18 protein-coding genes and 2 pseudogenes are annotated in these 23,704 nt (G+C 68.9%); 13 read left to right on the forward strand and 7 right to left on the reverse strand.

Going from position 1 to position 23,704, the window contains the following annotated elements:
* The first annotated feature begins 165 nt into the window (after positions 1 to 165).
* The 9 genes from ACZ6ZQ_RS33745 to ACZ6ZQ_RS33785 all read left to right on the forward strand — a co-directional run bounded on the left by ACZ6ZQ_RS33745 (position 166) and on the right by ACZ6ZQ_RS33785 (position 11,333).
* On the forward strand, positions 166 to 1,209 hold the full coding sequence (locus tag ACZ6ZQ_RS33745) for a peptidase U32 family protein (RefSeq protein ID WP_469772328.1): 1,044 nt from the start codon (positions 166 to 168) through the stop codon (positions 1,207 to 1,209).
* 20 nt (positions 1,210 to 1,229) lie between these two features.
* Positions 1,230 to 2,063 carry a hypothetical protein gene (locus ACZ6ZQ_RS33750; RefSeq protein WP_469772329.1) on the forward strand — a complete coding sequence of 278 codons (834 nt, stop codon included), beginning with the start codon at positions 1,230 to 1,232 and terminating at the stop codon, positions 2,061 to 2,063.
* 8 nt (positions 2,064 to 2,071) lie between these two features.
* Complete coding sequence (locus tag ACZ6ZQ_RS33755; protein ID WP_469772330.1) at positions 2,072 to 3,271, forward strand: acyl-CoA dehydrogenase family protein; 1,200 nt, start codon at positions 2,072 to 2,074, stop codon at positions 3,269 to 3,271.
* On the forward strand, positions 3,268 to 3,573 hold the full coding sequence (locus tag ACZ6ZQ_RS33760) for an acyl carrier protein (protein WP_469772331.1): 306 nt from the start codon (positions 3,268 to 3,270) through the stop codon (positions 3,571 to 3,573). The genes ACZ6ZQ_RS33755 and ACZ6ZQ_RS33760 overlap by 4 nt, the downstream gene beginning before the upstream one ends.
* 8 nt (positions 3,574 to 3,581) lie before the next feature.
* A complete protein-coding gene (locus ACZ6ZQ_RS33765; protein ID WP_469772332.1) occupies positions 3,582 to 5,258 on the forward strand; it encodes an AMP-binding protein in 1,677 nt (558 codons plus the stop codon).
* The gene (locus ACZ6ZQ_RS33770; RefSeq protein ID WP_469772333.1) at positions 5,259 to 5,780 is read left to right on the forward strand and encodes a flavin reductase family protein; all 522 of its coding nucleotides are present in this window, start codon (positions 5,259 to 5,261) and stop codon (positions 5,778 to 5,780) included.
* A gap of 77 nt (positions 5,781 to 5,857) precedes the next feature.
* A complete protein-coding gene (locus tag ACZ6ZQ_RS33775; RefSeq protein WP_469772334.1) occupies positions 5,858 to 6,667 on the forward strand; it encodes a 4'-phosphopantetheinyl transferase family protein in 810 nt (269 codons plus the stop codon).
* 201 nt (positions 6,668 to 6,868) lie between these two features.
* A complete protein-coding gene (locus tag ACZ6ZQ_RS33780) occupies positions 6,869 to 9,208 on the forward strand; it encodes an AMP-binding protein (protein ID WP_469772335.1) in 2,340 nt (779 codons plus the stop codon).
* A gap of 532 nt (positions 9,209 to 9,740) precedes the next feature.
* Positions 9,741 to 11,333 carry an ISL3 family transposase gene (locus ACZ6ZQ_RS33785; protein ID WP_469772336.1) on the forward strand — a complete coding sequence of 531 codons (1,593 nt, stop codon included), beginning with the start codon at positions 9,741 to 9,743 and terminating at the stop codon, positions 11,331 to 11,333.
* Positions 11,334 to 11,372: 39 nt separating this feature from the next.
* Here the strand turns inward: ACZ6ZQ_RS33785 and ACZ6ZQ_RS33790 are convergent.
* Both ACZ6ZQ_RS33790 and ACZ6ZQ_RS33795 read right to left on the reverse strand, forming a co-directional pair.
* A pseudogene (locus ACZ6ZQ_RS33790) lies at positions 11,373 to 11,921 on the reverse strand (DUF4262 domain-containing protein).
* Between the two features lie 300 nt (positions 11,922 to 12,221).
* Positions 12,222 to 12,818 (reverse strand): TetR/AcrR family transcriptional regulator, encoded by a 597-nt coding sequence (locus ACZ6ZQ_RS33795; RefSeq protein WP_469772337.1) that lies wholly within the window; start codon positions 12,816 to 12,818, stop codon positions 12,222 to 12,224.
* A gap of 169 nt (positions 12,819 to 12,987) precedes the next feature.
* Between ACZ6ZQ_RS33795 and ACZ6ZQ_RS33800 the strand changes: the two genes are divergently transcribed.
* Positions 12,988 to 13,950 (forward strand): alpha/beta hydrolase family protein, encoded by a 963-nt coding sequence (locus ACZ6ZQ_RS33800; protein ID WP_469772338.1) that lies wholly within the window; start codon positions 12,988 to 12,990, stop codon positions 13,948 to 13,950.
* Positions 13,951 to 14,337: 387 nt separating this feature from the next.
* Here ACZ6ZQ_RS33800 and ACZ6ZQ_RS33805 read toward each other — a convergent pair whose 3' ends face one another.
* Positions 14,338 to 14,511, reverse strand: coding sequence for a hypothetical protein (locus ACZ6ZQ_RS33805; protein ID WP_469772339.1), 174 nt, complete (start codon positions 14,509 to 14,511; stop codon positions 14,338 to 14,340).
* A 575-nt stretch (positions 14,512 to 15,086) separates the two neighbouring features.
* On the opposite strand from ACZ6ZQ_RS33805, the gene ACZ6ZQ_RS33810 reads away from it, so the two are divergent.
* Both ACZ6ZQ_RS33810 and ACZ6ZQ_RS33815 read left to right on the forward strand, forming a co-directional pair.
* The gene (locus tag ACZ6ZQ_RS33810) at positions 15,087 to 16,013 is read left to right on the forward strand and encodes a hypothetical protein (protein ID WP_469772340.1); all 927 of its coding nucleotides are present in this window, start codon (positions 15,087 to 15,089) and stop codon (positions 16,011 to 16,013) included.
* A 510-nt stretch (positions 16,014 to 16,523) separates the two neighbouring features.
* Positions 16,524 to 17,690 carry an ATP-binding protein gene (locus ACZ6ZQ_RS33815; protein WP_469772341.1) on the forward strand — a complete coding sequence of 389 codons (1,167 nt, stop codon included), beginning with the start codon at positions 16,524 to 16,526 and terminating at the stop codon, positions 17,688 to 17,690.
* Positions 17,691 to 18,152: 462 nt separating this feature from the next.
* Here the strand turns inward: ACZ6ZQ_RS33815 and ACZ6ZQ_RS33820 are convergent, their stop codons facing one another.
* On the reverse strand, positions 18,153 to 18,308 hold the full coding sequence (locus tag ACZ6ZQ_RS33820; RefSeq protein ID WP_469772342.1) for a hypothetical protein: 156 nt from the start codon (positions 18,306 to 18,308) through the stop codon (positions 18,153 to 18,155).
* A gap of 325 nt (positions 18,309 to 18,633) precedes the next feature.
* Positions 18,634 to 19,218 (reverse strand): DUF642 domain-containing protein, encoded by a 585-nt coding sequence (locus tag ACZ6ZQ_RS33825; RefSeq protein WP_469772343.1) that lies wholly within the window; start codon positions 19,216 to 19,218, stop codon positions 18,634 to 18,636.
* Between the two features lie 1,075 nt (positions 19,219 to 20,293).
* Here ACZ6ZQ_RS33825 and ACZ6ZQ_RS33830 point away from each other — a divergent pair.
* Positions 20,294 to 20,383, forward strand: a pseudogene (locus ACZ6ZQ_RS33830) (fic family toxin-antitoxin system, toxin component); the annotation flags it as partial.
* Positions 20,384 to 20,419: 36 nt separating this feature from the next.
* Here the strand turns inward: ACZ6ZQ_RS33830 and amaB are convergent.
* The gene (gene amaB, locus ACZ6ZQ_RS33835) at positions 20,420 to 21,952 is read right to left on the reverse strand and encodes an L-piperidine-6-carboxylate dehydrogenase (protein ID WP_469772344.1); all 1,533 of its coding nucleotides are present in this window, start codon (positions 21,950 to 21,952) and stop codon (positions 20,420 to 20,422) included.
* A gap of 43 nt (positions 21,953 to 21,995) precedes the next feature.
* The gene (gene hglS, locus ACZ6ZQ_RS33840) at positions 21,996 to 23,387 is read right to left on the reverse strand and encodes a 2-oxoadipate dioxygenase/decarboxylase (protein WP_469772345.1); all 1,392 of its coding nucleotides are present in this window, start codon (positions 23,385 to 23,387) and stop codon (positions 21,996 to 21,998) included.
* Between the last annotated feature and the right edge of the window lie 317 nt (positions 23,388 to 23,704).

The following is a 23,704-nucleotide window of genomic DNA, read 5'->3' on the forward strand; positions in this document are numbered from 1 at the left end:
AACGCAGCGTGGGGGCACCTCCCGTGCCCGAAGGGCTACGGGGGAGGGCGTGCCGGGCGTCGCGCGCCAGGCGGGATTTGTCAGACACGGCCTAGGAGACCGGCAGCACCGGCACGGCCCGGTCCACAGCACGACAACACGCAGCGCAACGGGGGCGGATGAACAGTGAGTGACGTAACCGACCAGTGGGAGATGGCCCCGCCGCACACGCAGCGGGAAGCGGCGTTCGTGGCAGTACCCGAGCCTGCCGCGGCGGCATCGGTGGGGCTGGACGCGCCGGTGCGGAACCTGCAGATGCTGGAACTGCAGATCACCGCAGGCGCCACCGAGATCTACCTCGCGCACCGGCCGCCCGCCGAGACGGATGGCAGTTTCGACGCGCTGCCGGGCAAGCGGGACGGGGACCCGACCCAGGTGTCCAACCGGCGCCTGCTCAAGGAGATCATCACGCAGGCCCACGAGGCCGGCATGAAAGTCCACCTGTGCGCGGACGCCCCCGCCGTCACCGCGGGCGACAAGGACGCGTTCTGGGCGCATGTCGCCCAGGGCATCGACGCGGGCGCCGACACCGTGGTCGTCGGCGCCCTGCCCGCCGCCCGGTGGATCGCCGACGCCCACCCCGGGGTTCCGCTCGTCGCGGGCACCCATCTCGGCGTGAGCACCGTCGCCTACGCCCAGCGTCTGCAAGAGGCGTACGGGGTGCGCAGGGTCGTCGTCCCGCACGCCACGACCCTGGACGAGATCGCCGCCTTCTGCGCCGTGGACGGCCTGGAGGTCGAAGTCCCCGTCCAGACCGGGTCCGGCGCGAACTGCCACGCCTGCCGACTGCCCGACCAGCAAGGCTCCGGCCTCGGCTGCCGCGCCGGCTACCAGGGCACCCCCGGCCCCGCAGACACGACCGTGGATCTGGGCGGCTTCCTCGACGGGGCGTCGGACTGCGCCCTGTGCGACGTGCCGTCCCTGGTGGCGCTCGGGGTGGCGGCGCTGCAGATCCCCGGCCGGGAAAGCCCGATCGTCCGCCAGAACGCCAAGATCACCCAGATGTACCGGCGGGCGCTGAACGGGGTCGCCAAGGGATGGAGCACCAAGCAGACCATCGCCGACATCGACCGCGTCGAGCTGATGTGGCAGATGGGCTGGGTGCCGCGGATGTGCGAGCAGCAGCGCTGCCGCTTCCGCGACACCGGCCGCCGCCGCGCCCACGTCTAGGCCGGAAGGGAGAAAGACGCATGACTCTGGAAGTCCGCCTGACCACCCCCGACCGACTCAGTGAAGTCCTTGGCCTGCCCGTCGACGCGGTGAGCATCGGGCAGGAAGGCTGCGCGGCCAAGCTGCCCGACGAGGGCACGCTGCGCCGGGCCGTGGACCGCATCCACGAGGCGGGACTGCGTGCCGGGATCGTCCTGCCGGCCGCCTGGCAGCGCACCGGCACCCAACTCGTCGACACGGCGCTGAGCTTGGTCGGCCAGGGGCCGCTGACCGTGACCGTCAACGACCTCGGCACCGCCGCCGCCCTCACCCCCGCCGCGGGCTGCGAGCTGGTGGCAGGGCTCGCGCTGCTGCCCGGCCGGCCGCACGATGCGGCCGAGACACCGCGCCGCCCGCTCGAGCCGGCCGTGTTCGAAGAGGCCTACCTCCATGAGCTCGAAGCCTTCGGCATCACGGCGTTGGAGGCCGAGGCGGCAGCCACCGTGCCTCAGCGGCAGGGCCTGGTGGTGCGGCGCCTTGCCGATGTCACCCCGCTCGCCTGGGCCCGCTCGTGCCCCACGGCCCGCCACCACCAACTGGCCCCGCCCCACTGCATAAGCGCTTGCGATCAGCCCACCACCATGGTGGCCACCCATCGCTGGCAGCTCGGGCACGGGCACCGTGAACCCATCCCCGTCGCCGACCGGCCCGCCCAGGTGCCGCTGGTGGTGTACGGCAACGCCGTCTACGCCACCACACCCACCGCCCTACCGGCCGGCGACGACGTCATCGTCGACGCCCGCTTCTACACCCCCGAGCAGCTGGCCACCCGTGTGGCCGCGCTGCGGCCCACCGTGTCAGCGGCGTCTTTCTAGGAGCTTTCATGGTTGATCTCGCCTTGAGCAGTGACCAGCAGGACATCGTCGACCAGGCCCGGGCCCTCGCCCGCCGCTGCCTGGCACCCCGCGCCGCGGAACACGACCGCGATGCCGGCTTCCCGGCGCAGAACTTCGCCGATCTCCACGACGCCGAGCTTCTCGGCCTGCTGGTGCCTGCCCAGTACGGCGGCGCCGGTGCCGACCTGACCTCGTGGGGGCTTGCGGTCGCCGAGCTTGCCGAGGCCTGCGGATCCACCGCGCTGATCTTCGCCATGCACTCCGGTGCCGCACGCCTTCTCGCCGCAGACGCCGCGACCAACCCGGTCGCCGAACGCGTCCTGAAGGAGGTCACCTCCGAGGGCAAGCTGCTGAGCTGGGGATTCTCCGAGCCGGGCACCGGCGGCAACATCCTCAACCCGCAACTGCGGGCCACCCCGGACGGCGATGAGGTGCAATTGGCCGGCACCAAGGCGTTCTGCACCGGCGCCGGGCACGCCGACTACTACCTCATCAACGCCCACAGCGGCGAGGCCGAGTTCCGCCGCAGCCAGACCATGGCCGTCGTCCCCGCCGGACATCAGGGCCTGTCCGTCAAGCAGACGTGGGATGCGATGGGCATGCGCGCCAACAGCGCCAACACCCTGCTGCTGGACTGCCGCATCCCCGCCGCGAACTGCGTCGGCGGCCCCGGCGGCGGCATGACCCGCCTCACCCATGCCCTGCCCGCCCTCATCCTCGGCCTGGCCTCCGCCTCCCTCGGCATCGCCCGCGCCGCCCAGAGCTTCGCGAACGACCACGTCATGCGCCGCAAGCTCGCCCCCACCGGCCAGCCCCTGGCCGCGTTCCAGGGAGTGCGGCTGCATGTCGCCGACATGGCCACCACCGTCCACACCGCCCGCCTGTCGCTGCTGCACGGCGCGTGGACGGCCGAGAACGATCCGCTCGAAGCGCTCCCGGCGCTGAACATGACCAAGTACATCTGCAACAAGGCCGCCATCGCCGTCGCCGACACCGCCATGCAGGTCACCGGTGGGCACGGCTTCCTGCGCGCCAACCCGCTCGAGCGGCACTACCGCGACGCCCGCGCCGGCGCCGTCATGGGCGCCAACCTCGACGCCTTGCGCGACATGATCGGCAAAGCCGCCCTCGGCCTCGACCCGCGCAGCGACACCATCACCGCACCCACAGGAGAGAGCACGCCGTGACCGCCACCCCCGCTGCCGCCCCGACCGACGACGAACTGCTGACGGCACTGCGCGAAGCACTCGCCGACATTCTCGACCCGGCCGACCTCGCCAACGTCGACCTCGACGGCCTGGAGCGCGGCACACCGCTGCTCAGCCTGCCGCTGGACTCCATCACCCTGGTCGCCGCGATGAGCCGTATCGAGAACACCTTCCGCGTCTTCATCCCCGAGCAGAAGGCGTTCGCCTTCACCCATGTCGGCGACCTCGCCGACTTCGTCCGCGAGCGGGTGGCGGCCAAGGCCGCCCGCGCCGACAAGTGAGGGACCCCATGGCCGCAACCACCCTCGGCGAAGACCTGCTGGACTACCACCGTCTCGGTGACCACGACGCGGACGTCACCTTCCTCGACTCCCGCGGCATCACCGCATCCCTCACCTACCGCCGGCTCGCCGAACAGGCCAGGGGAGCCGCGGGGGCGCTCCTGGCCCGCGGCCTGACCCGCGGCGACCGCGTCCTGCTGCCGCTCGGCACCGGCCCCGATCACCTGACCGCCTTGTGGGGCTGCCTGCTCGCCGGCCTGGTCCCGTGCACGATCGTCGTCCCGCCCAACCCGGCCGACGACACCGCGACCGGCACCCGCCAGTTCCGTGCCGTCGTCACCGTCACCGAACCCGCGGCCGTCATCACCGCCGATTCGGACACCGCTACCGCCCTCGCCATCGAGAAGGGGCCGCTCCACCTGACCGTGGCGGACCTGGAGCATCCGCCCGTCCCCGACGACCAGCTGCCCGTCCCGGGCCCGGACGATGCGCACCACATCCAGCTCACCTCCGGCTCCACCAGCGCCCCCAAAGCGGCGGTGCTGACCTACGCGCAGGTCAACGCCAACATCCGCGCCATCCACCAGGCACTCGAACTGGACGCGGCACGGGACCGGGTGTGCCACTGGCTGCCGCTCCATCACGACATGGGCTTCATCCTGTCCTTGTCCACCCTGACCCGCGGGGTGCCGCTGGACCTCATGCCGTCCATCAGCTTCCTGCGCGACCCGCTGTCCTGGCTGCGGCACATCTCCCAGCGCGGCGCGACCATCACCACCGCCCCACCGTTCGGCTACCGCACCGCCACCGACCGCTTCCGCCGCACCCCCGACACCGACCTCGACCTGTCCACGCTCCGGCAGGCCTACGTCGGCGCCGAGCCGATCCCGCTGCAGGTCCTGACCGACTTCCGCGACACCTTCGCCAAGCAGAACCTCGGCGAAGACGTGATCATCCCCTGCTACGGCATGGCCGAGACCGTCCTCGCCGCCACCATGTCCCTCCAGCACCGCCCCCAAGGCGACCTGTCCTGGGGGAGGATGAAAGCCCTGCGCCTGGACCGCGAAGACCTGCACCACCACAACAAGGTCACCGACGCCACCGCCAACCGGCCCTCGCTCACCGTCATCGCCTGCGGCCTGCCGCTCGGCGGCCTCACCGTCCACATCCGCACCCCCGACGCCACCGCCTGCGGCGACAACGAGATCGGCGAGATCCACCTCCAGGGCGACTCCGTCATGGCCGGCTACCTCCAGCCCGGCGGCACACCGGCACCGGTGGCCGACCGCACCCACGCCACCGGCGACCTCGGCTTCACCCGCGAAGGCGACCTCTACATCGTCGGCCGCGTCAAAGAACTCCTCATCGTCAACGGCCGCAACCTGCCGCCCTACGACGTCGAGGAAGCCATCGAAACCCACCCCGGCATCGACGCCGGCAACAGCGCCGTCTTCTCCTACACCGACGACACCGGCGAACACGTCGTCGCCGTCGTCGAAACCCGGCTCCGGGCCGATGACCACCCGCGCATCAAGCGCGAAGCCGCGACCCTGGTCCGCCAGTCGTTCGGCTTCAACCTGCACGACGTGATCGTGCTGCGCCGCGGCGGCATACCCCGCACCACCAGCGGCAAGCGCCAGCGCGGCCGCCTGCGCGAGGACTACCTGACCGGGAGGCTGACCTAGATGCCGCACAGCACCGTGCCCCGCACAGCACCCGCCGCCCCCGACACCGACGACCAGGAGCGACAGCAGCGGTTCCGCCGCGTCATGGGTGAACTGGCCGGCGGGGTCACGGTGCTGACCACCATGTCCCCGAGCGGGCCGATCGGCATGACGACCAGCGCCGTCACCTCACTGTCGCTCGACCCGCTGCTCGTCCTGGCCTGCCTGGCCAACCGCTCCGGCACCCTCGCCCTCATCCGCGAGCACGGCACATTCGCGGTGAACATCCTCGCCGCGACCATGGACCACACCTCGCAGGTCTTCGCCGAAAAGCCCCTGCTGGAGCGGTTCGCCGGCGTCCCGCACCACTACCAGGACACCGTGCCGATCCTCGACGAAGCCGTCGCCTCCCTGACCTGCCGCGTCCACGCCACCCACCCCGGCGGAGACCACACCATCCTCATCGGCGCCGTCACCACCACCAGCCACGGACACGGCGAGCCGCTGCTACGCCACCGCGGCACCTACCGCCGCCTCGCCTGACAGGACGGCGCCACCGCTGCCGCCGCCTCCCTCCAACCGGTCGACCACACCGTCCCGCGAGGACGAGAGGAAATCGGATGACAGCCTGGACACAGCACCACCTCCTGCCCCAACTCGCCCTCCCACCGACCGGATACCGCCCGGCCCCCGGCCACATCGACGTCTGGACCCTGCACGCCGACCCGGACACCGCCAGTCGCGCTCAACGTCTCAAAGCCCTGCTCGACGCCTCAGAACGCCACCGCGCGAACAGGTTCCTCAGCACCGACCGACGCGACACCTACGTCCTTGCGCACCTGGCCCTCAGACTCATCCTCGCCAGCTGCCTCGGCACCGCACCGCGAGCCGTCACCATCTCGCGCGCCCCCTGCCCCTCCTGCCACAAGCCCCACGGCAGACCCACGCTGCGCCAGAGGAACCTGCACTTCTCCCTGTCCCGCACCCGCACCACCGTCATGATCGCCCTCGCCCGGACCCCCGTGGGCATCGACCTCGAAGCCGCCGACCGCGTCGAGGCGGCACTGCTGCGCCGACTGCACCCCAACGAGCAGGAAGCCATCCACCGACTGCCACCGGCACACCGCTCCCGCGCGCTGCTTGAATGCTGGGTCCGCAAAGAGGCCCACCTCAAGGGACACGGAACGGGCCTCGGCGCAGGCCACCTTCAGACCACGGACATCGGACTGGGACCCGAGTTCGGCCACAGCGCCGACGTACCCGCCGGCTGGCTTCTGGCATCACTCGCTGCGCCTCCCGGCTACGCGGCCGCCGCGGCCCTGCAGTCCCGCACCGCAGCCTGCCGGCAGCCGACCATCGCCCACCACGGATGCGCCCTGTGCAGCCATCCGGCACACGCGGACGATGCCGGAGCCACGCTGTCGGCGTAAGGCGGCCCGCTCGGTACAGCTGGGTGCCGATGGCTTTCCGGGTGGGTTCTGACCCAAGTGTGGTGAGCGGGGGAGCCGTTTTGGTGAGAACTGGCTCCGCCGAGTACGCCGGGCCACATACGTATCCGTACTCGACATCCAAGGGCAACCATGACGACTGCGATACCAGAATTCCTCAAGGCCTATACCCCGAGCAGGGGCATGAAACGGATTACTCCGTTCTCCCGGACGCCGGCCACCGGTCGTTACGGTGAGGCGTGGCACCTCGCGGCTCAGCGCTTTCCGAACCAGCAGATCATCCTGTCGCGGCCTGCGGACATCGCGCCCGACGCAGGCAATCTCTTCAGCTACCGGCGGTGGGCCGCACTGGTCGATGACGTGGCCGCTCGCCTCTACGCGGCCGGAGTGCAGCCGTGGGACCGAGTCGCGGTGATGAAGGCGAACCACCCAGACGTCCAGGTCATCGGGTCGGCCGCGGCCCGCATCGGCGCCATCCCCTTCCAGCTGGCCTGGAACCACGGCAACGAGGTGGCCACCACGCTGCTGCAGCGGATGGAGCAGCCGTTCCTGGTGACCGACCCGGGCCGTCTGGAGATCGCCGAGCTGGACGCGGAAGCGCTGGCGAAGCTGACCCGCAGGACCATCGTCATCGGCGCCGGTGATGCGCTGCCCGCCGGTGCCATCTCCTTCGAGAGTCTGGCCGGCAGCCCCGCCGCGCCCGTCGAACTGCGCAAGTTCGACGAGCCGATGGTCGCCACCCACACCTCGGGCACCACGGGCATCCCGAAGCTGGCGCTGCACAGCGCCGAGACGCTGCACTCCATCGCGCACGTCCAGACCGAGCGCTGGGGCGGGATGGGTTTCCGGCACAGCGACACCTTCGCCTTCTTCGACCCGTTCTTCCACCAGCACACCCTCACCGCGCTGTTCGCCATCGCCACGGTCGGGCCGAAGTACGTCGCGGTCGCGGACGTGCCCGACGACAGCATCGCGGATCTGATCGCCGAGCACCGCCCGACGATCGTCGACATGCTCCCGAACATGTACCTGCACCAGCAGCACCTCCTCGACGACCCGCGCAGGCTGTTCAAGCAGGTCCGCTTCTACATCAGCTCCTTCGACGCGGTGCACACCCGCTCGATCCGCAAGTTCCTGGGCGCCTCGGACGCGCGGCTGCCGGTCTGGGTGCAGTCCTGGAGCCAGACGGAGAACGGCGGTCTCGCGCTGCGGCCGTACTTCAAGTCGGTGGTGCGCGAAGTCGGTCAGTTCCCGCCGCCCACCCAGTACATGGGCTGGCCACTGCCGACGGTCGCCAAGATCCGTATCACCCACCCAGCCACCGGAAAGCAGCTTCCCAAGGGCGAGGTGGGCCTGGTCGAGATCAACCAGCCCGGCCGTTGCCTGGCCTATGTCGGTGAGCAGGACCGCCACGACAACAAGGTCAGCGGCTTGTGGTGGAACACCGGTGACCTCGGCATCAAGTCGCGCAGCGGGATGATTCGGCTGGTCGACCGGGAGATCGACCGGATCGAGGGCACGAGCGGCATCGCCATCGAGGACGTGCTGCTGGACCGGCTGCCCGAAGCGAGCGAGGTGATCGTGCTGGCCCGCCGGCAGGACAAGCCCGGCGTCGTCTACTCCACCTACTCCGGCAAGGAGATCGACCCGCAGCGGTGGCGCGCGGCGCTTGCCGGTCTGCCCGGCCTCGACAGCCCGATCCACCTGGACTGGAGCGACATCCCGCGCACGGCCACCTGGAAGGTCAGGCGAGTGGCGCTGCGGCAGCAGCTGTTCAACGAGGCGCCTGTCGGCAAGGGCACTGGAGCTGACCTCCGTCCGTACCGGACACACGACTTTTCTACCGAAACGGGGAGACCTTCTCGTGCCCAGGAACCACAAGAGCCAGATGGTACGGCGCCTCCAGGACAACTGGAGCATGAGGATGCTTCGCGCCATGCAGCTGGAAGGCACGTTGCCGTACTTCCGTGCCATGCAGACGGCCAACTCGCCCCGGATCACCATGGACGGCCGCCCCCGCATGATGCTGGGGTCGAACAACTACCTTGGCCTGGCCGACCACCCGCTGGTCATCGAGGGCGCGCGCCAGGCACTGGAGCGCTTCGGAGCCGGATCCACCGGCAGCCGGCTGCTGAACGGCACGATCGACCTGCACCTCGACTGCTCGAGCGGATGCTGGCGAACCCGAAGACCAGCCCGATGCTCTACGCCGACGCCGCGTGCGAGATCGAGGCGTCGATGGCGGCGCTCGAGGCCATCGCCCGCGCCTTCGACGAGGGCGACCGGTCCGACGAGCTCAGCGCGCGGGTGCTGTTCGTGCGGGAGCAGATCCGGCATGGCATCAAGCGCGCCGTGTCGACGGCGGTGGACGCGCTGGGCGGCATCGCCTTCATCACGTCGCCCGAGATCGCCTACCTGCTGGCGGCGGTGCAGGCAGCCGGCTTCCACCCTCCGTCCCGCCGGGCGACAGCGGACACGCTGCACGCGTACCACGCAGGCACCGGCGCGGTGACGCTGCGCTGACCAAGCAGCGTCCCGCCCCCGAGACTGCTGTGTCGAGTCAAGCTGCATGGGGAAGATCTTCAAGGTTCACTGTTCACTCCACCGCTGTGGCTGCGGCTGGCATCCCAAGCCGTCGGGCACGGTCGCTGCACCCTCCAGATCCGCTTTCGCGCACCAGCGCCCTGTGGCGGCTGCTGACCAGCGGGCAGACCTCGACACGAGCATGGTCGCTACCAGTGCGCAGCCCCGGTCGCGACCTCGCGTGTTGCGCGCACCGCCCACTCTCGAGGGGCCTCTCACAGCGAGGTCTCAAACGCAGAAGTCGCCGACTGTTCCTGTCGTGCAGTTGTCCCGGCTGGCTTTGTTCACGAGTTAGGGGTTCTGGCACAGATCTTGGGGAGTCGTCGCAGAGCGTTACCTCAGTGTTCGATTGTGAGGAGACGGGTTCGCGTGAGACCGCGTACGCCTTGTCGTCCAACGATCGGAATTGACGCTCCCTCAGGTGTCTGTCGGCGGCTGCTGGGGTCGATCGTTGACCGTGATGGTGCTGGTCATGCAGACAGAGGCACCGTTCTGGGACTCGCTGGTGTTCGACGGGATCGATGATGTGGACGTCGAGGGGGTTACGGCCGCGTTCGGCACAGTCGAGGTGATGGCGAGAGGCCGCGCGGTGGGGGCGGCATGTCCGGACTGTGGCCGCTTCTCGGACCGAGTCCACGACCGCTATCAGCGCAGGCTGAAGGACCTTCCGCTCGCTGCACAGGGCTTCGTGATCCGGTTGACGGTCCGGCGTTTCATCTGCGGAGTGGCGGACTGCCCGCGCCGGACGTTCGCCGAGCGGTTCTCCCGGTTGGCCGCCCCGCACGCATGGTTCACCACGCGGCTCAACCACGCCCTGGAGCGAGTGGGGCTCGCGCTGGCCGGGCGGGCCGGCGCTCGGCTGGCTGCCCAGCTGGGCTTTGGCGTGGGACGGATGACCTTGTTACGGAGGGTCATGGCATTGCCCGATCCACGGTTCAGCACGCCGCGTGTGCTGGGCGTGGACGACTTCGCGATCCGTCGCGGCCAGACCTACTCCACCGTCTTGACCAGCGCCGAAGACCATCGCGTGGTCGATGTGCTCCCGACCCGCGAAGCCGGGCCACTGGCCGCCTGGCTGATCCAGCGCCCAGGCGTGGAGATCATTTGCCGGGACCGAGCTGGCGCATACGCCGAGGGCGCCCGCCGCGGTGCCCCTGACGCTCTGCAGGTCGCCGACCGGTTCCATCTGTGGCAGGGCCTCGGCCGAGCCGTTGAGACCTGCGTCGCCGCCCACCGCGAGTGCCTGCGCAACCCGTCGCCCACCGGCACGCTGCCAGGCGTGACCCGTCCCGACCCCGGTCGGCCGCAGGACGACTTGGCGCCCGTGGGCCGGCGGGCCGAGCGGAAGAAGGCAGCGCACGCCCTGGTCCACGAGCTCCTTGCCCAGGGCCACTCCCGCCGGGCGATCGCCCGGCACCTGGGCTGGGGTCTCAACACCGTGCTCCGGTACGCGAACGCCGCACGTTGGCAGGACACCTTCCGCGAGAACCGCCCCCGGCCCAGCAGACTGGATCCCTACAAGCCCTACCTGAAGCGGCGATTCGCCGAGGGATGCACCAGCGTCACCCGACTGCACGGCGAACTCATTGCCGCCAACGCGCCCGTCACCTACCAGATGGTCCGCGCCCACATCGCGACCCTCCGCAGGACTCCGGCCGACGCGGCACCGCGGCCGCCGACTGTGCGGCAGGTGACCGGCTGGCTCACCCGGCACCCCACGACCCTGAACGAGGAAGACAGGGCCGGCCTGAAGGAGGTCCTGGCCCGTTGCCCCGAACTGGACCAGGCCGCCGGACACGTCCGCGACTTCGGCGAGATCCTCACCGACCGCGTCGGCTCCACACCCCCCACCTGGATCGACGCAGTCGACGCCAGCCAGCTACCCGGCCTCACCGGCTTCGCACTGCACCTGCACCGAGACTTCGACGCCGTGACAGCCGGGCTCACCCTGGACTGGAACTCGGGCAGCATCGAGGGTGCCGTGAACCGCATCAAGAAGATCAAACGGCAGCTCTACGGTCGAGCCGGATTTGAACTGCTCCGCAAAATGATCTTGCTCCAGTAGTTCCTCGCGACGGTTGCTCTGTCGCTGGCCGGCACGAGGTCATAGTTCGGTCGTCCAGATCCCGACAGGGTGCTCACTCGGTGGCAGCCACAACTGAGGCTGTGATGCCCGATGCCTCACCTCAGCCTGTTCGTCCCAGTGAAAGCGGTCATCCGCGTCGGGCCACGCAACTTGCAGCACAGGGAAAGGAGGCCGCCGGTAGAACCCGATGGCCTGCCCGAAGAAGGTCCGGTATCAGCGCAGATCGACCTGCCTGAGCGCGACTTGGTGACCGTCGACAATGTCGGCATGGCTCTGGCCGTCAGCCAATACAGCGCCCGCAGCGGACTTCGCTCCGAGCCTGTTGAGCATGCGGTGCATGTCATGGATATCGAGTCCGAACATGGCGAGTTCAGGTGCGCCGTGAGTGTGTGACAGGCCGATCGTGTAGGCGAATCCAGGACCGATCTCGTCCTCAGGAACCATCACGACGTGCCATCCGTGCCGCTGCACGTTCTCGATGATCGTCAGATCCATGCGGTCCGCTTCGTCTCGGTCGCCGTAGTCATGGCAGAGGACGCAGCGGCACTGGAACGGATCAGCAGTCATACGCGGAGGCTACGAGGTGAGTGTTTGAGTCGGACAGCCGGGCTCGTGACCACCTTTTCAATCGAACGATACTGTCACCCTCTGCGACCGGTCCCCAAGATCTGTGCCAGAACCGAGTTAGGACAGCGGATGTTCGGGACGTTGAGCAGCGTTCTGATGGGGTCGTGTTCGATGTTCATGAGAAGTGACAGCACCGGCTCAGGGGCGCTGTTGCCTGCTGGCGTCCCCGGCTGTTGAGAGGCGGCCGCCCGGATCGCGTGGAAGCGCAGAGGGGCCAGGTCGCGATGCCGCTCGTCGACATCAGGACGTGTGATGCCGCTGGAGTCCTTGGAGGAGGAGGGCGATCAGGCGTCGGGGGTCGTAGCGGGGGTCGTTGTCGCGTCCGATGCAGAGGTTGCCGATGCCGCGCATCAGCTCGTACGGCTGCGTGCCGGGCCTGATGTCGCCGGCCTCGACCGCGGCGTCGAGCAGTTGGGCGCAGACGGGCAGCAGGCGGTCGAGGAAGTAGGCGTGCAGCGCGGCGAAGCGGTCGTTGTCGGACTGCAGGGCGTCGGCGAGACCATGTTTGGTGACGAGGAAGTCGACGAAGAGGTCAATCCACTGGTGCAGTGCGTCGAGTGGGGAACCGGCACTGGCCAGCAGATTCGGGCCGGCCTCCGCGCATGCCTCGATCTGGTGGTGGTAGACGGCGGTGACGAGATCCGCCCGGGTCGGGAAGTGGCGGTAGATCGTGGCCATCCCGACGCCCGCCCGGGTCGCGATCTGGCGGATCGGTGCGTCGACGCCGGAGGTGACGAAGACCTCGGCGGCGGCGGTGAGTACCGTCTGCCGGTTGCGCTGGGCGTCGGACCGCTTGCTTCGGGCGGGCGACTGCTCTGCGGGGCCCTCGGTGGCCATCACGTTCTCCTTCGACACCTCTTGACAAAACGGAGCGCCGCTCCGGATAGTAAGTGGAGCAGTGTTCCGTTTCAGCTTAGCCGAAACGGCACGCGCCCGACCGTCTTGTCCGCCCGCCGGTCGCAGGAGACCGGCGGGCGGCAGATGCCACCGAAGGGGAACCCACATCGTGAGCACATCCACCACCAGCGCCGACGCCTGGGGCACGCCCGTCCCGGTCCTGTCCTTCAGCCCCGTAGTCCTCGCCGTGCCCGGACGGCCCGTGGACCTCCAGGTGCGCGTCTCCGCACCCGCGACCGGAACCAGCCTCCCAGTCATTCTCCTCTCCCACGGTCACGGCCCCTCGAACAACCTCTCCTCGCTCAACGGCTACGCGCCGCTCGCCAACTTCTGGGCTGCCCATGGATTCGTCGTCGTCCAGCCCACCCACCTCACCTCCAGGACACTGAGCCACCTGGTCGCCGGCGCACCCGGCGCACCCGACTTCTGGCGCTCCCGCGCTGAGGACATGACCCACATCCTCGACCGGCTCGACATGATCGAGAGCACCGTGCCGCAGCTCGCGGGACGGATCGACCACACCAAGGTCGCCCTCGTCGGACACTCGCTCGGCGGCTTCACCGCCGCCCTCCTGCTGGGCGCCGGGCTCACCGACCCCGACACCGGGAACGTGGTGCACCTCGTCGAGCCCCGGATCAAGGCCGGCGTACTGCTCGCCGCGCCGGGTAGGGGCGGCGACGCCCTCAACGGGCCCATGGCCGAGCAGTGGCCGATCATCGGCGCCGTCGACTTCTCCACCATGACCGCACCCGCGCTGGTCGTCGCCGGCGACAAGGACGACTCCCGGCACTTCACGGACATGGGACCGAACTGGCACGCCGATCCCTACACCCTCGCCCCCGGACCCAAGACCCTGCTCACCCTGTTCGACGCGGAGCACGGACTCGGCGGGATCGCCGGATACGACGCCGCCGAGACCACCGACGAGAACCCCGGGCGGGTCGCCGCCCTAGCCCGGCTCACCGCGGCCTACCTCCGTACCCAGCTTCACCCCGGCGCCCCCACGTGGCAGGCCGCGTGCGAGGCACTGACGACCGGCCCTGACCCGGTAGGACGAACCGAATCCAAGTAAGCCCCCGCGGCCATGTCCCTCATCGGACGGCCCGCGCCATCGGGCGCATGGAGTTGGCCAGCAGGGCTGGTACTCGACGACGGTGTCCGGGCAGTCGGCGGCCACGGTGTGAAGCGCCTCGGCATCAGGCCCCTCAGTCGTCATCGGCTGCTGCGGCGCTGCCCGGACTCCTGCACTGTTCGAATCACAGCCGACCGCGGACGCTGCTCAAACCGGTGAACAACTGCTGCTGGTAGTAGTGAACAGAGCCACCCGGCTGTACCCAAGCTCCTGGTGACGTGCTCCTGTGGCTGCCGGGGCAGGCGCGTCAGGTAGAGCCGGCCATGCCCTCTGCTGGTTCACCCGCTGCCCCGGCCTGACAGAGGGCTGGGAGCTTCTCCTGGATGCTTACGGGCGCTGGGTTCCGCGGGCCTGGTCGGCGATCGCCTCCTGCGAGGGACGGTCACGCTGAACGCGGCGCCGCTTGCCGGGGCTCAGTGCCCTCCTCAGAGGGTGCATGAGGAAGATGCGGGTCAGCCCGGTGCCGACGTCCAGGGCTGCCTCGACCGACCTGAGCACCATGCCGTCGGCCTGCGCGGGCGCTAGGCCGTTCCATCTGTCAGCGATGCGCCGATGCAGGGGCCTTCCCCTGTCGCTGCCTTCTGGTGGCCGGTCGGAAGGTTGAGGTTCACCGCTGGGAGAGCTGGCTGTAGTAGCGTCCGGCACTGCCATCTGACAGGTCGTCCTCTCTGCTCTGGGAACCGGAAGTTTAGAGGTGTGCCGGGCCCGGACCACTTCGACCGTGGGTCAGAGATAGGAGACCGAGGCCGCTACTGGTCGTTCCGCTCCTCCTACCGACGCCAATCAGCCGTCGGCGTCCCCGCCCAGCGCGGCCGGGCTTCAGCGATCCGCCAGCTGGTCCTCCGAGCTCCCGCACCCGTCGTCGCTCGGGCCCTCGGCTACCACGACAAGACCACTACCCATCTCGTCGTCGAGGCCGACGGGACCCGGAGCCGATATCCCCCGGCGATCACACGCGGTGGCACCAGAGTCAACTCGCAGAGGGAATGGACGACGCTCAACGAGTGAGTTCACCAGTCCGGAATCCCTCAGCGAAGATCGTCTTAGCGGTCAAGCTGCCCGATATCCTCGCGGACGTGATCTACAAGGGAACGGTGGGCCTGGCTGGGGGCGCGCCGACAACAGCTCGGCTGCGGGATGTGCTGGACCGCGCCGGGCGCGTCGTGATCGTCGAGGGATCGCCGGACGAGGTCGACTCCGCCGACCTGGCGCGGATCGTGGTCACCGGTGCCGAGATCGCCGACTTGGCTCAGCTGCTGGCCGTTGTGGACGGAGGCACCGGCGACCGATGCCTGTGCCACGGCTGGCCGACGATCATGGTGCACGACTCGAACGGCGAACTGATCGCCTGCTGGACGCTTCACCACCAATCCGGTCTCCGAGGGATCGGTAATTGCGACGCCGACCTGCGGGATGGTCCGGCACTCACCGAATGGCTGGCGGAGCGAGGCCTGACCGGATCACGGGATGTCCAGGTGGAGCTGGCCGTTCAAGAGACCGAGGACGAGCGGCGCCGGACGCGCTGGGTACATGCCGCGCCGACCGGGCTGTCCGACGCAGCCGCGGACGTAGCTCACCCGCCGGGTCGCGACCATGAAGCCTGGTCAAGTCAAGTGCAGGACGCCGGAGACCGGCTCGCCGCTCTCACCCGACACCGCTATCCCGACGGGATCGAGCGGGTTCGCGTCCTGCTGGCTTGGGCCGGAATACCCGCCAGGGAGTCCACCGGGGGCCTGAAGTGGTACGACCTGGCAGTGCACCATCAGCTACTCGCCGAACAGCCCGAGCTCATCCTCGCCGCACTCGCCACCCGCGCGCCGAGCCCGTCCCAACTGAACGGCGCGGCCCAGCTCTTCGGCTCCCTTGAGTGGACCAGAGCACACGGCAAGGAATTGCCCGAGCCGCTGAGGTCGATGCTCATCCAGCACATCCAAACAGACGGTACCGACCCCATGAGGTTCCGGATGCGCCACGGCTACTACGGTGCCGAACGATCTGTCTGACAGCACCCTACGGTGACGGTGAGCCGGCCTTCGCCGACACCTTCGCCGGCGTCGAAGGTGCTGACCGCGAGGCAGTCCAGGCGTCCGATGTGGTGATCACCATGGGCTGTGGTGACGCCTGCCCGTGAGTCCTTGGCAAGTGATACCTGGACGGTCACTCTGGGTGGTGAGACCGGTGTCCAGGGGGAAGCGGGTCTCGGAACCAAGGTCCTGCCGGGTGGAATACGCGACCCATCAACATGCGAGCTCACCAGATGGGTGATCGAACTTCCCTGGTGACCTGCCACGTATCGGGATTGGGGACCTCAGCGCCGTCCTGAACGGGGTCGTACGCGGCTTCGGCGGGTCCCCGGACCGCGTTCCGGGCGCGTTGCGCGGCCCTGGGCCGACCGCTTCCCGGCACGCCCTCACCAGCCCGTCCGCGGCCTCAGCGAAATGGCTCTGACCTGGCGTTTTCCTGGGTTCCGCCTAGGCTGGGGAGGTCTGCCGGACGCCATGGGAGGGGTCTTCGTGAGTGGGGAAGGTACGGGATACGACGCTGCCCGGATCGAGGTGCTGGAGGGGCGGGAAGCCGTTCGGAAGCGGCCGGGGATGTATGTCGGCTCGATCGGCGAACGCGGTCTGCATCAGCTGGTGTTCGAGGTCGTCGGCCGGGCGGTGAACCAGCTCCTGGCCGACCGCAGCGGCTCCGTCGACGTCACGCTCACGCCCGACGGCGGCGTGCGAGTCGCCGACGACGGGCCCGGGTGTCCCTTCGAGGCCGCCGGGGACACCGGCGGCCCGAGCCTCGAAGCGGCGCTGACCAGCCTCCACGCCGGGTCCGAGCCCAGTGGCCGGCACATCGCGACCGTGGGCCATTTCGGTGTGGGTCTCTTCGTCGCCAACGCCCTGTCGAGCCGACTGACGGCCGAGGTGCGGTACGAGGGGGCCCGCCGGGTCCAGGAGTACGCGCGCGGTGTCGCGATCGCCCCGCCCGCCATCGTGGAGCCCGCGACCGGAAGCGGGACGACCATCGCCTTCTGGCCCGACACCGAGATCTTCGAGACGACGCGCTGCTCGTTCGCTGTGCTGGCGGAGCGTTTCCGGCAGGTAGCCTTCCTCAACCGGGGCCTGAGGATCTCGCTGACCGACGAACGCCCGGCGGGCGAGACCCGGTCGGTGCTATTCCGGTTCCCGGCCGGAGTGCGGGACTTCGTGGCCGCCCTCGACGCGGAGACAGGGGCGGCCCTCCATCCGGACGTCATCGGCTTCGAGCGGGAGGACCCGCGGATGGCGGGGACGATGGAGGTAGCCTTCCTGTGGAGCGGCTCCCGCGAGGAGCGGATGCGCAGCTTCGCCAACAGCCGGGTCACTCCCCAGGGCGGCACGCACGTGGACGGCTTCCGCGACGGAGTGGCGGCCGCGGTCACCGCGTACGCGCGGGAACGGGGGCTGCTGGCGGCGGAGGACCCCGATCCCGGCGCCGACCGGATCGGCGAGGGCCTCACGGCAGTCGTGTCGGTGAAGCTCGACCGTCCCGAATTCCTTGGCGCCACGCACGGGCTGCTGGGCAACACCGACGTGCGGGTCTGTGTCGGGGAGGCTGTCCGGGAGCACCTCGGCAACTGGTTCGAGGAGCAACCGGAGCGGGCCACGGAGGTCGTCGACCGGATCGTCCGGGGCATCCACCAGGACTGAACAGCAGCGGACGGCCCCGCCAGAAAGCCGGGCGAAAGCGTTGCCGGTTGTAACTGAGCACTGCAGTTGGTTGTGCCCTCGACTCAGTGACTGATCGACTCGACGAAGGACGGGCCGATGATGCAGTGGTCGTAGCCGTCACGGAAGAGCGGTCACAACCCGAATCTTCCCCAGTGCTGCTCTTCGTCCCAGTTGGTTCACGGAGTGAATCAACTGGGGAATGTGGGGAGCGGAAAGCAGAAGGACTCACCGATCACATGGTCGGTGAGTCCTTCCGAGGTGGGCCAGGTCAGTGGGAGGGGACGAAGTCCTCTGACTGGTCGAGATGGAGTGGAGAACCGGGCCGTTCGGGTGTCCATCCGTTGGCGCGAGCAGTGCGAATGCTGTCGGCGACGTCGGAGGGCAGGATGGGGTTGGCCTGTGCGCCGAGCCAGTTGCTTGGGTGCGGGTGGTTGGTGGTGATCACCAGCGTGGTGCCGGAGTCTCGGCGTGTTCGACCGCGTAGGTGAGAGGAGACCAGACCAGTCCCTGGTCGTAGGTCGGCCTTCCGCGAAGCCTCCATCGGTAGGTGGTGCCGTCGACGGCTATGCACCGCGACCCCTTCTTCACCAGTGCCATGCCCACGTCCTTTCTCAGGGCGACGATAGTGAACGGCCACTGGTCATGTCGCGCGGGTTTCCCGCAGGCGAGTTCAGCTTCTGCGCATGGGAATCACGTCGGGGCTTGTTGCGGGAATGGTGGGACGGGCGGCTTCGGGGCGGCGAGCAGAGTGACGATGGTGACCGGTTAGTCGCAGTGGTCCATGCCTGCGGTGATCAGGATCGCCAGGACAGTGGCGTATTCGTGCTGCGCCTCCGGGGTGAAGAGCGACCGTTCATCGCCGGAGCCGAAGGAGCCTTCCGCGGCCCTTGGCCTGTGGGCGATGGAGTTGACGTCCCGGCGGTCAGGAGTGCTCGTGGGCGACGACGTCGGTGATCAGCGGTCCGCAGGCGCCGCTGCCATTCCTGGAGGCGAATTCCAGTGTCGTGTTGTAGCTGGTCGCAGTGAACGTCAGCGCTGCCTTACGCCATCTGCCTTGTGTCGTCGCTGCTCCAGGGTCGAAGGGCTGGGGATCGGCGTCGTTGACCGTCGCGCTGTAGGCCTGACTGGTGGCACTCGAGCATCCGGACCAGGTGTCAGGGGAATGCTGCCACTGGATGACGACCTGACTTCCCGGAGTGGTCTGAAGAGTCTGGATGACGGTGCCGGGACTGCCTCCGTTCAGGGACAGGGCCTGGGTGCGATTGGGCGCGTTCGCGAAGCCCCGGCCGTAGACATCGACGTCACCATGAATGACGGACCATCCCGGTAGGTCGCCGCCAACGCCGACGGTGCGCCAGCTGGTCCCTTCGAGTTCGACGCCAGGTGTGCTGAACGCCGGGTTCTCGACGTCGATGCGCGTTGCGGCGTTGGCCGGAGCGGCCGCACCCACACTCGACAGGGCTGCCACCCCAACGGCCAGGACACGGCAGACCAAGCTCTTATGCATAAAGACTCCTCACCGAGATCATTAGCTGGCGGTGTCCGCTGTGGGCAGAACAGCCCGCTGCCAACGAAGACAGCCCGCAGTCAGCGGGTCATATGAGGGGTCCCGTGTATGAGATTCGAATACACGTAGGTTCACTCAGGTGTATGAATAATCGTCACGGGACATGCCTGCCGGTGAGCGCCTGGCCGGACACCGTGCGGCCTGCAGGGCTTCACCCATGGCTCACGAGAAGCAATGGCCCGTCCACCAACGTCCTGTAGTCGACGGCGAGTTCGGCGTACGACTTGTTAATCCGCAGGTCGTAGAGGTCCGGCTTGTCCACCCCGGTCTTCGGGTTGTCCCTTGTTGAGCGCTCACGTCGCCCTTGTTCTCTTTGGAGCGGTGGTCATGGCGACGGTCGTTGGGGTCCTCGCCGGATGAGAGAGCGGGGGCAGCATCGCCACCGGCTTGATGCTCGGCGTTTCGGCTTTCGGTGCCAGCGCGTTCGGCCTGCACAAACTGATCGGATCCTGAAACTGGAACCTGGGGGCAAGGGACTGTATGCAGTGAGACCTCAGGGAGGTTGACGATCTGGGGACCTTGCGAGTGGTCAGAGAGTGGATGGCCGCTGAGCCCTATCAGCTGGGCGGGCCCAGATTGTCCAGGGATGCCCCGGCGGCCCACTGCTGCAGCTGGCGGGTGTGGAGAAGGTGGACACCCGCTCCGGCAGGAGGATGAGCTCATGGCTCTGGCTTCCGGTACGTACCGCGTGCCGGGAGCCTGAGCCTGGGTTAGTAATCCGAGCCCCTGGCGGGGCCACCCTGAGCGGGTGAAAATCGGGCCGTGGCCGTCTGGCCGACGTCGAGCCGCAATGGCGCGTTCCGAGCCCGAGGGTTAGTAGGACGCTGGGGGTCCATCGACAGGCACCCGGAAGTGTTGCTCCGAGCACGCGTATTAGAGTCTTCTGCCTGCCGGACCCCTGCCGGACGGTCACGCTGCCGTGGCACGGACAGGGAGGGAGGCCGGGGGCAGTGGACGTGATCCATGAGCGATGTGCGGGGATCGACGTCAGCAAGGTCGATGTGAAGGTGTGTCTGCGGGTGCCCGCAAAGACCTGCTCCTCGACCCCGCCTGCACCGCCGGAAAGATCGCCGCACTGCTGCGGACCTGGCCAACTGCCACCTGACGCCGTGTTTCACGTCGCCGGCCTACTGATTCGGTGTCAGAGGAAGCTGACGTTCTGGGCGAGGGAAAGCCGTCCGGAGTAGTTGATGGTGTTGGTCGCGGGGCGCATGTAGGCGCGCCAGGCGTCGGAGCCGGATTCGCGGCCGCCGCCGGTCTCCTTCTCGCCGCCGAAGGCGCCGCCGATCTCCGCGCCGGAGGTGCCGATGTTGACGTTGGCGATGCCGCAGTCGGAGCCCTGGGCTGAGAGGAAGAGCTCGGCCTCCTGCTGGTCGCGGGTGAAGATGCTCGACGACAGGCCCTGTGGGACGTCGTTGTGCAGGGCGATGGCCTCCTCGAATGTGTCGTACGTCAGGACGTAGAGTATCGGCGCGAAGGTCTCCTCCCGTACGATGTCGCTCTGCTCGGCGACGCGGACGATGGCCGGCTCGACATAGGCAGCCCGGGGTGCGGCATCGGCCAGACGCCGGTCACCGCCGACGAGGACCTTGCCGCCCTGTGCCTGGACGCGGGTGAGGGCGTTGTGCATGCCGTCGAGGGCGTTGGTTGAGATGAGCGGGCCGACGAGTGTGTTCTCGTCGAAGGGGTTGCCGATGGGTAGCTTGGCGTACGCGGCGGTGAGCCGGGCGATGAGGGCGTCGGCGATGTCGCGGTGGACGATCAGGCGGCGCAGGGTGGTGCAGCGCTGTCCGGCGGTGCCGGCCGCCGCGAAGACGATGCCTTGGGCGGCGAGGTCGAGGTCGGCGGAAGGCGCGACCACGGCGGCGTTGTTGCCGCCGAGTTCCAGCAGGCTGCGGCCGAAGCGGGCGGCGACGCGAGGGCCGACCTCGCGGCCCATGCGGGTGGAGCCGGTGGCACTGACAAGGGCGACGCGGGGGTCGTCCACGAGCTTCTCGCCGATGGTGCGGTCGCCGAGTAGGAGGCGGTGGATGTCGCGGGGTGCGCCGACCTCTTCGGCCGCCTGGGTGAGCAGCCGGTCGCAGGCAAGGGAGGTCAGCGGGGTGAGTTCGGACGGCTTCCAGACCGCGGTGTCGCCGCAGGCCAGGGCGACGGCGGTGTTCCAGGACCAGACGGCGGCGGGGAAGTTGAAGGCGGAGATGACGCCGACCACGCCGAGCGGGTGCCAGGTCTCGGCGAGGCGGTGGCCGGGGCGTTCGGAGGCGATGGTGCGGCCGTAGAGCTGGCGGGAAAGGCCGACGGCGAAGTCGCAGATATCGATCATCTCCTGGACCTCGCCGAGCGCCTCCGAGCGGATCTTGCCTGCTTCGATGGTGATGAGGTCGGCCAGATCGCTCTTGTGCTCGCGCAGCAACTCGCTCAGGCGGCGCACGAGTTCGCCGCGGCGCGGGCCCGGGGTGGTGCGCCAGGTGAGAAAGGCCTCGTGGGTGGCCTCGATGGCCTCCTCGGTGTCGGCGGCGGTGGCGGCCGTCAGGCCGAAGAGGTCATCGCCGGTGATCGGCGTACGCGCCTGGAAGTCGGTGCCCTCCGGGACGCTGACGCCGATGCGTTCCAGGCTCGCACGGGCGCGGGCGCGCAGGTCCTCGGTGCTGGGCAGGGTGGTTCTAGTGATCATGGTGCTTCCTCGAAGGTCGTGGGTGAGAAGGAAAACGGGCACGTCAGCGGAGCGGGGCGTCCAGTGCGAGCTCCCGGGTGACCTCGTCCAGGGAGTGCTTCTGCTGCTGTTCGTAGAGGGCGAAGGGGTCGAGGACTTCGCGGTCGATGGCGCCGGAGAGGCATTCGGCGTCGTAGGCGCTGCCCTTCTGGTCGTTGTCCCGCGAGCCCTCGCCGCTGAGGTTGGACTGGAAAATGCCAGCCGCGGAGCGGGGAAGGAAGTCCTCGTAGACGATGGGCTCGGCGCGTACCCAGCCCTGTTCCACCAGGGCGGTGGTGCTGGTGGGCGGGCGGCCGCCGTCCCCTGGCCGGTCGGGCGCCACATGGTAGGTGAAGTAGGCCAGCTCCTGGGTGGCGAGCTCTCGTTCGGTGTGGGGCATGAACTGTTCCCACACCGCGCGGGCGAGTTCGTCCCGGTCATCGTGGGGGTGGAGAGCCGCCTGCTCGTCGACGACAGTGAGCAGGCGGTCATAGAGCGCGCGACCCTGGCGGGTGAGGGCGATACCACGGGCCTCGACCTCACCGAACCGCACCCGCAGGGCGCCACTGATCACAGAGCCGTCCGAGGCGCGCAGGGCGCGCGGTTCGGCAAGGGCGCGGAAGGAGGTCTGGCGCAGCAGGACGTCGGATCCCTTCCAGCTGGGGGGTCCCTGAATGGTGTCGATCATCTCGATGCCGCGCTCGGTCATGCGCCGGTACAGCTCGTCGATGTCCAGCACACGCGGGGTGAGGTGGTTGATGTGGGTGCTGCGTACGCCGCCGATGTCCGCGGCGACGGCGGAGATCTTTTCCAGGGTTTCGTACCACGCCTTGTCGACGGGCTCGGTGGACAGCTCGAAGGCCTGCACAGCGAGGTGGAGGAAGCGTTCGGCGTCGGCCTCGGGCAGTTCCTTCTCGGCCTCCGCGCGGTCCGCGAGGGCGAGCAGCTCCGGCGGGAATAGTTCGCGGCCGGCGAGGAAGTTCTCGAGGCGGGAGCGCAGATCCGCGTCGAAGAAGCGCGGGTCCGCGGGAGTGAGCATGGAGGTGAAGACGCGGAAGGGATTGCGTGCCAGTTCGTCGCCGTTGATGGGCCGGAAAGCGGTCGAAACGACAGGGACCGCGCTGGCCGCGGCTTCACGCAGGTCATAGAAGCCGACCGGTTGCATGCCCAGGGCGCCGAAGATCCGGGCGACCTGGTTCAGTTCGCTGGGGGTGCCGACGCGGATGGCACCATGCCGCTCTGCCGTCACGCGGCTGATGGACCCCAGACGTTCGGCATCGGTGCCCTGAGTGCGCAGGACATCCTCGTTGACCTCGCGCGAGACGTCCACGAGCGTGGTGTAGGCGGGGACCTCCTGACCGTACAACTCCGAGAGCCGCGCGGCGAACGCGGCGCGCAGCTGCCACTGGCTGATCATCGAGATTTCTGCCTTTCCGTCAGAGGGGAGTCACAGCATGGATTGCCGGACCGGACGCCGTCGGCGGGGAGCGGTGACGCCGCTGAGCGTCTCCGGTCCGTATATGAGGTCTCGGCGCGATCTCGCCAACCGGCCCGCAGCGCGCGGGAGGCGGAATGACGAAGGCCGATACCGGAGGCGAGGAAGGGGCCTCCGGGGCCTGGGCGCTGAGTGCTGTCGTGCCCGCACTGCCTTTTCGCTCATCGATCACGATCAAGAGGGTCCCTTCGACTATGGGCGTGGGCCACACCCCGAGCAAGGGTCAGCAGCACGAGAGA

This window comes from Streptomyces sp. NPDC053673, assembly GCF_055585225.1.

Coding starts and splice junctions, on each gene's coding strand:
- ACZ6ZQ_RS33780 (WP_469772335.1), top strand. CDS start 6,869: ATGAAACGGATTACTCCGTTCTCCCGGACGCCGGCCACCGGTCGTTAC.
- hglS (WP_469772345.1), bottom strand. CDS start 23,387: ATGATCAGCCAGTGGCAGCTGCGCGCCGCGTTCGCCGCGCGGCTCTCG.
- ACZ6ZQ_RS33765 (WP_469772332.1), top strand. CDS start 3,582: ATGGCCGCAACCACCCTCGGCGAAGACCTGCTGGACTACCACCGTCTC.
- ACZ6ZQ_RS33755 (WP_469772330.1), top strand. CDS start 2,072: ATGGTTGATCTCGCCTTGAGCAGTGACCAGCAGGACATCGTCGACCAG.
- ACZ6ZQ_RS33805 (WP_469772339.1), bottom strand. CDS start 14,511: ATGGTGCTCAGGTCGGTCGAGGCAGCCCTGGACGTCGGCACCGGGCTG.
- ACZ6ZQ_RS33770 (WP_469772333.1), top strand. CDS start 5,259: ATGCCGCACAGCACCGTGCCCCGCACAGCACCCGCCGCCCCCGACACC.
- ACZ6ZQ_RS33825 (WP_469772343.1), bottom strand. CDS start 19,218: ATGCATAAGAGCTTGGTCTGCCGTGTCCTGGCCGTTGGGGTGGCAGCC.
- ACZ6ZQ_RS33785 (WP_469772336.1), top strand. CDS start 9,741: ATGCAGACAGAGGCACCGTTCTGGGACTCGCTGGTGTTCGACGGGATC.
- amaB (WP_469772344.1), bottom strand. CDS start 21,952: ATGATCACTAGAACCACCCTGCCCAGCACCGAGGACCTGCGCGCCCGC.
- ACZ6ZQ_RS33820 (WP_469772342.1), bottom strand. CDS start 18,308: ATGGCACTGGTGAAGAAGGGGTCGCGGTGCATAGCCGTCGACGGCACC.
- ACZ6ZQ_RS33775 (WP_469772334.1), top strand. CDS start 5,858: ATGACAGCCTGGACACAGCACCACCTCCTGCCCCAACTCGCCCTCCCA.
- ACZ6ZQ_RS33795 (WP_469772337.1), bottom strand. CDS start 12,818: ATGGCCACCGAGGGCCCCGCAGAGCAGTCGCCCGCCCGAAGCAAGCGG.
- ACZ6ZQ_RS33750 (WP_469772329.1), top strand. CDS start 1,230: ATGACTCTGGAAGTCCGCCTGACCACCCCCGACCGACTCAGTGAAGTC.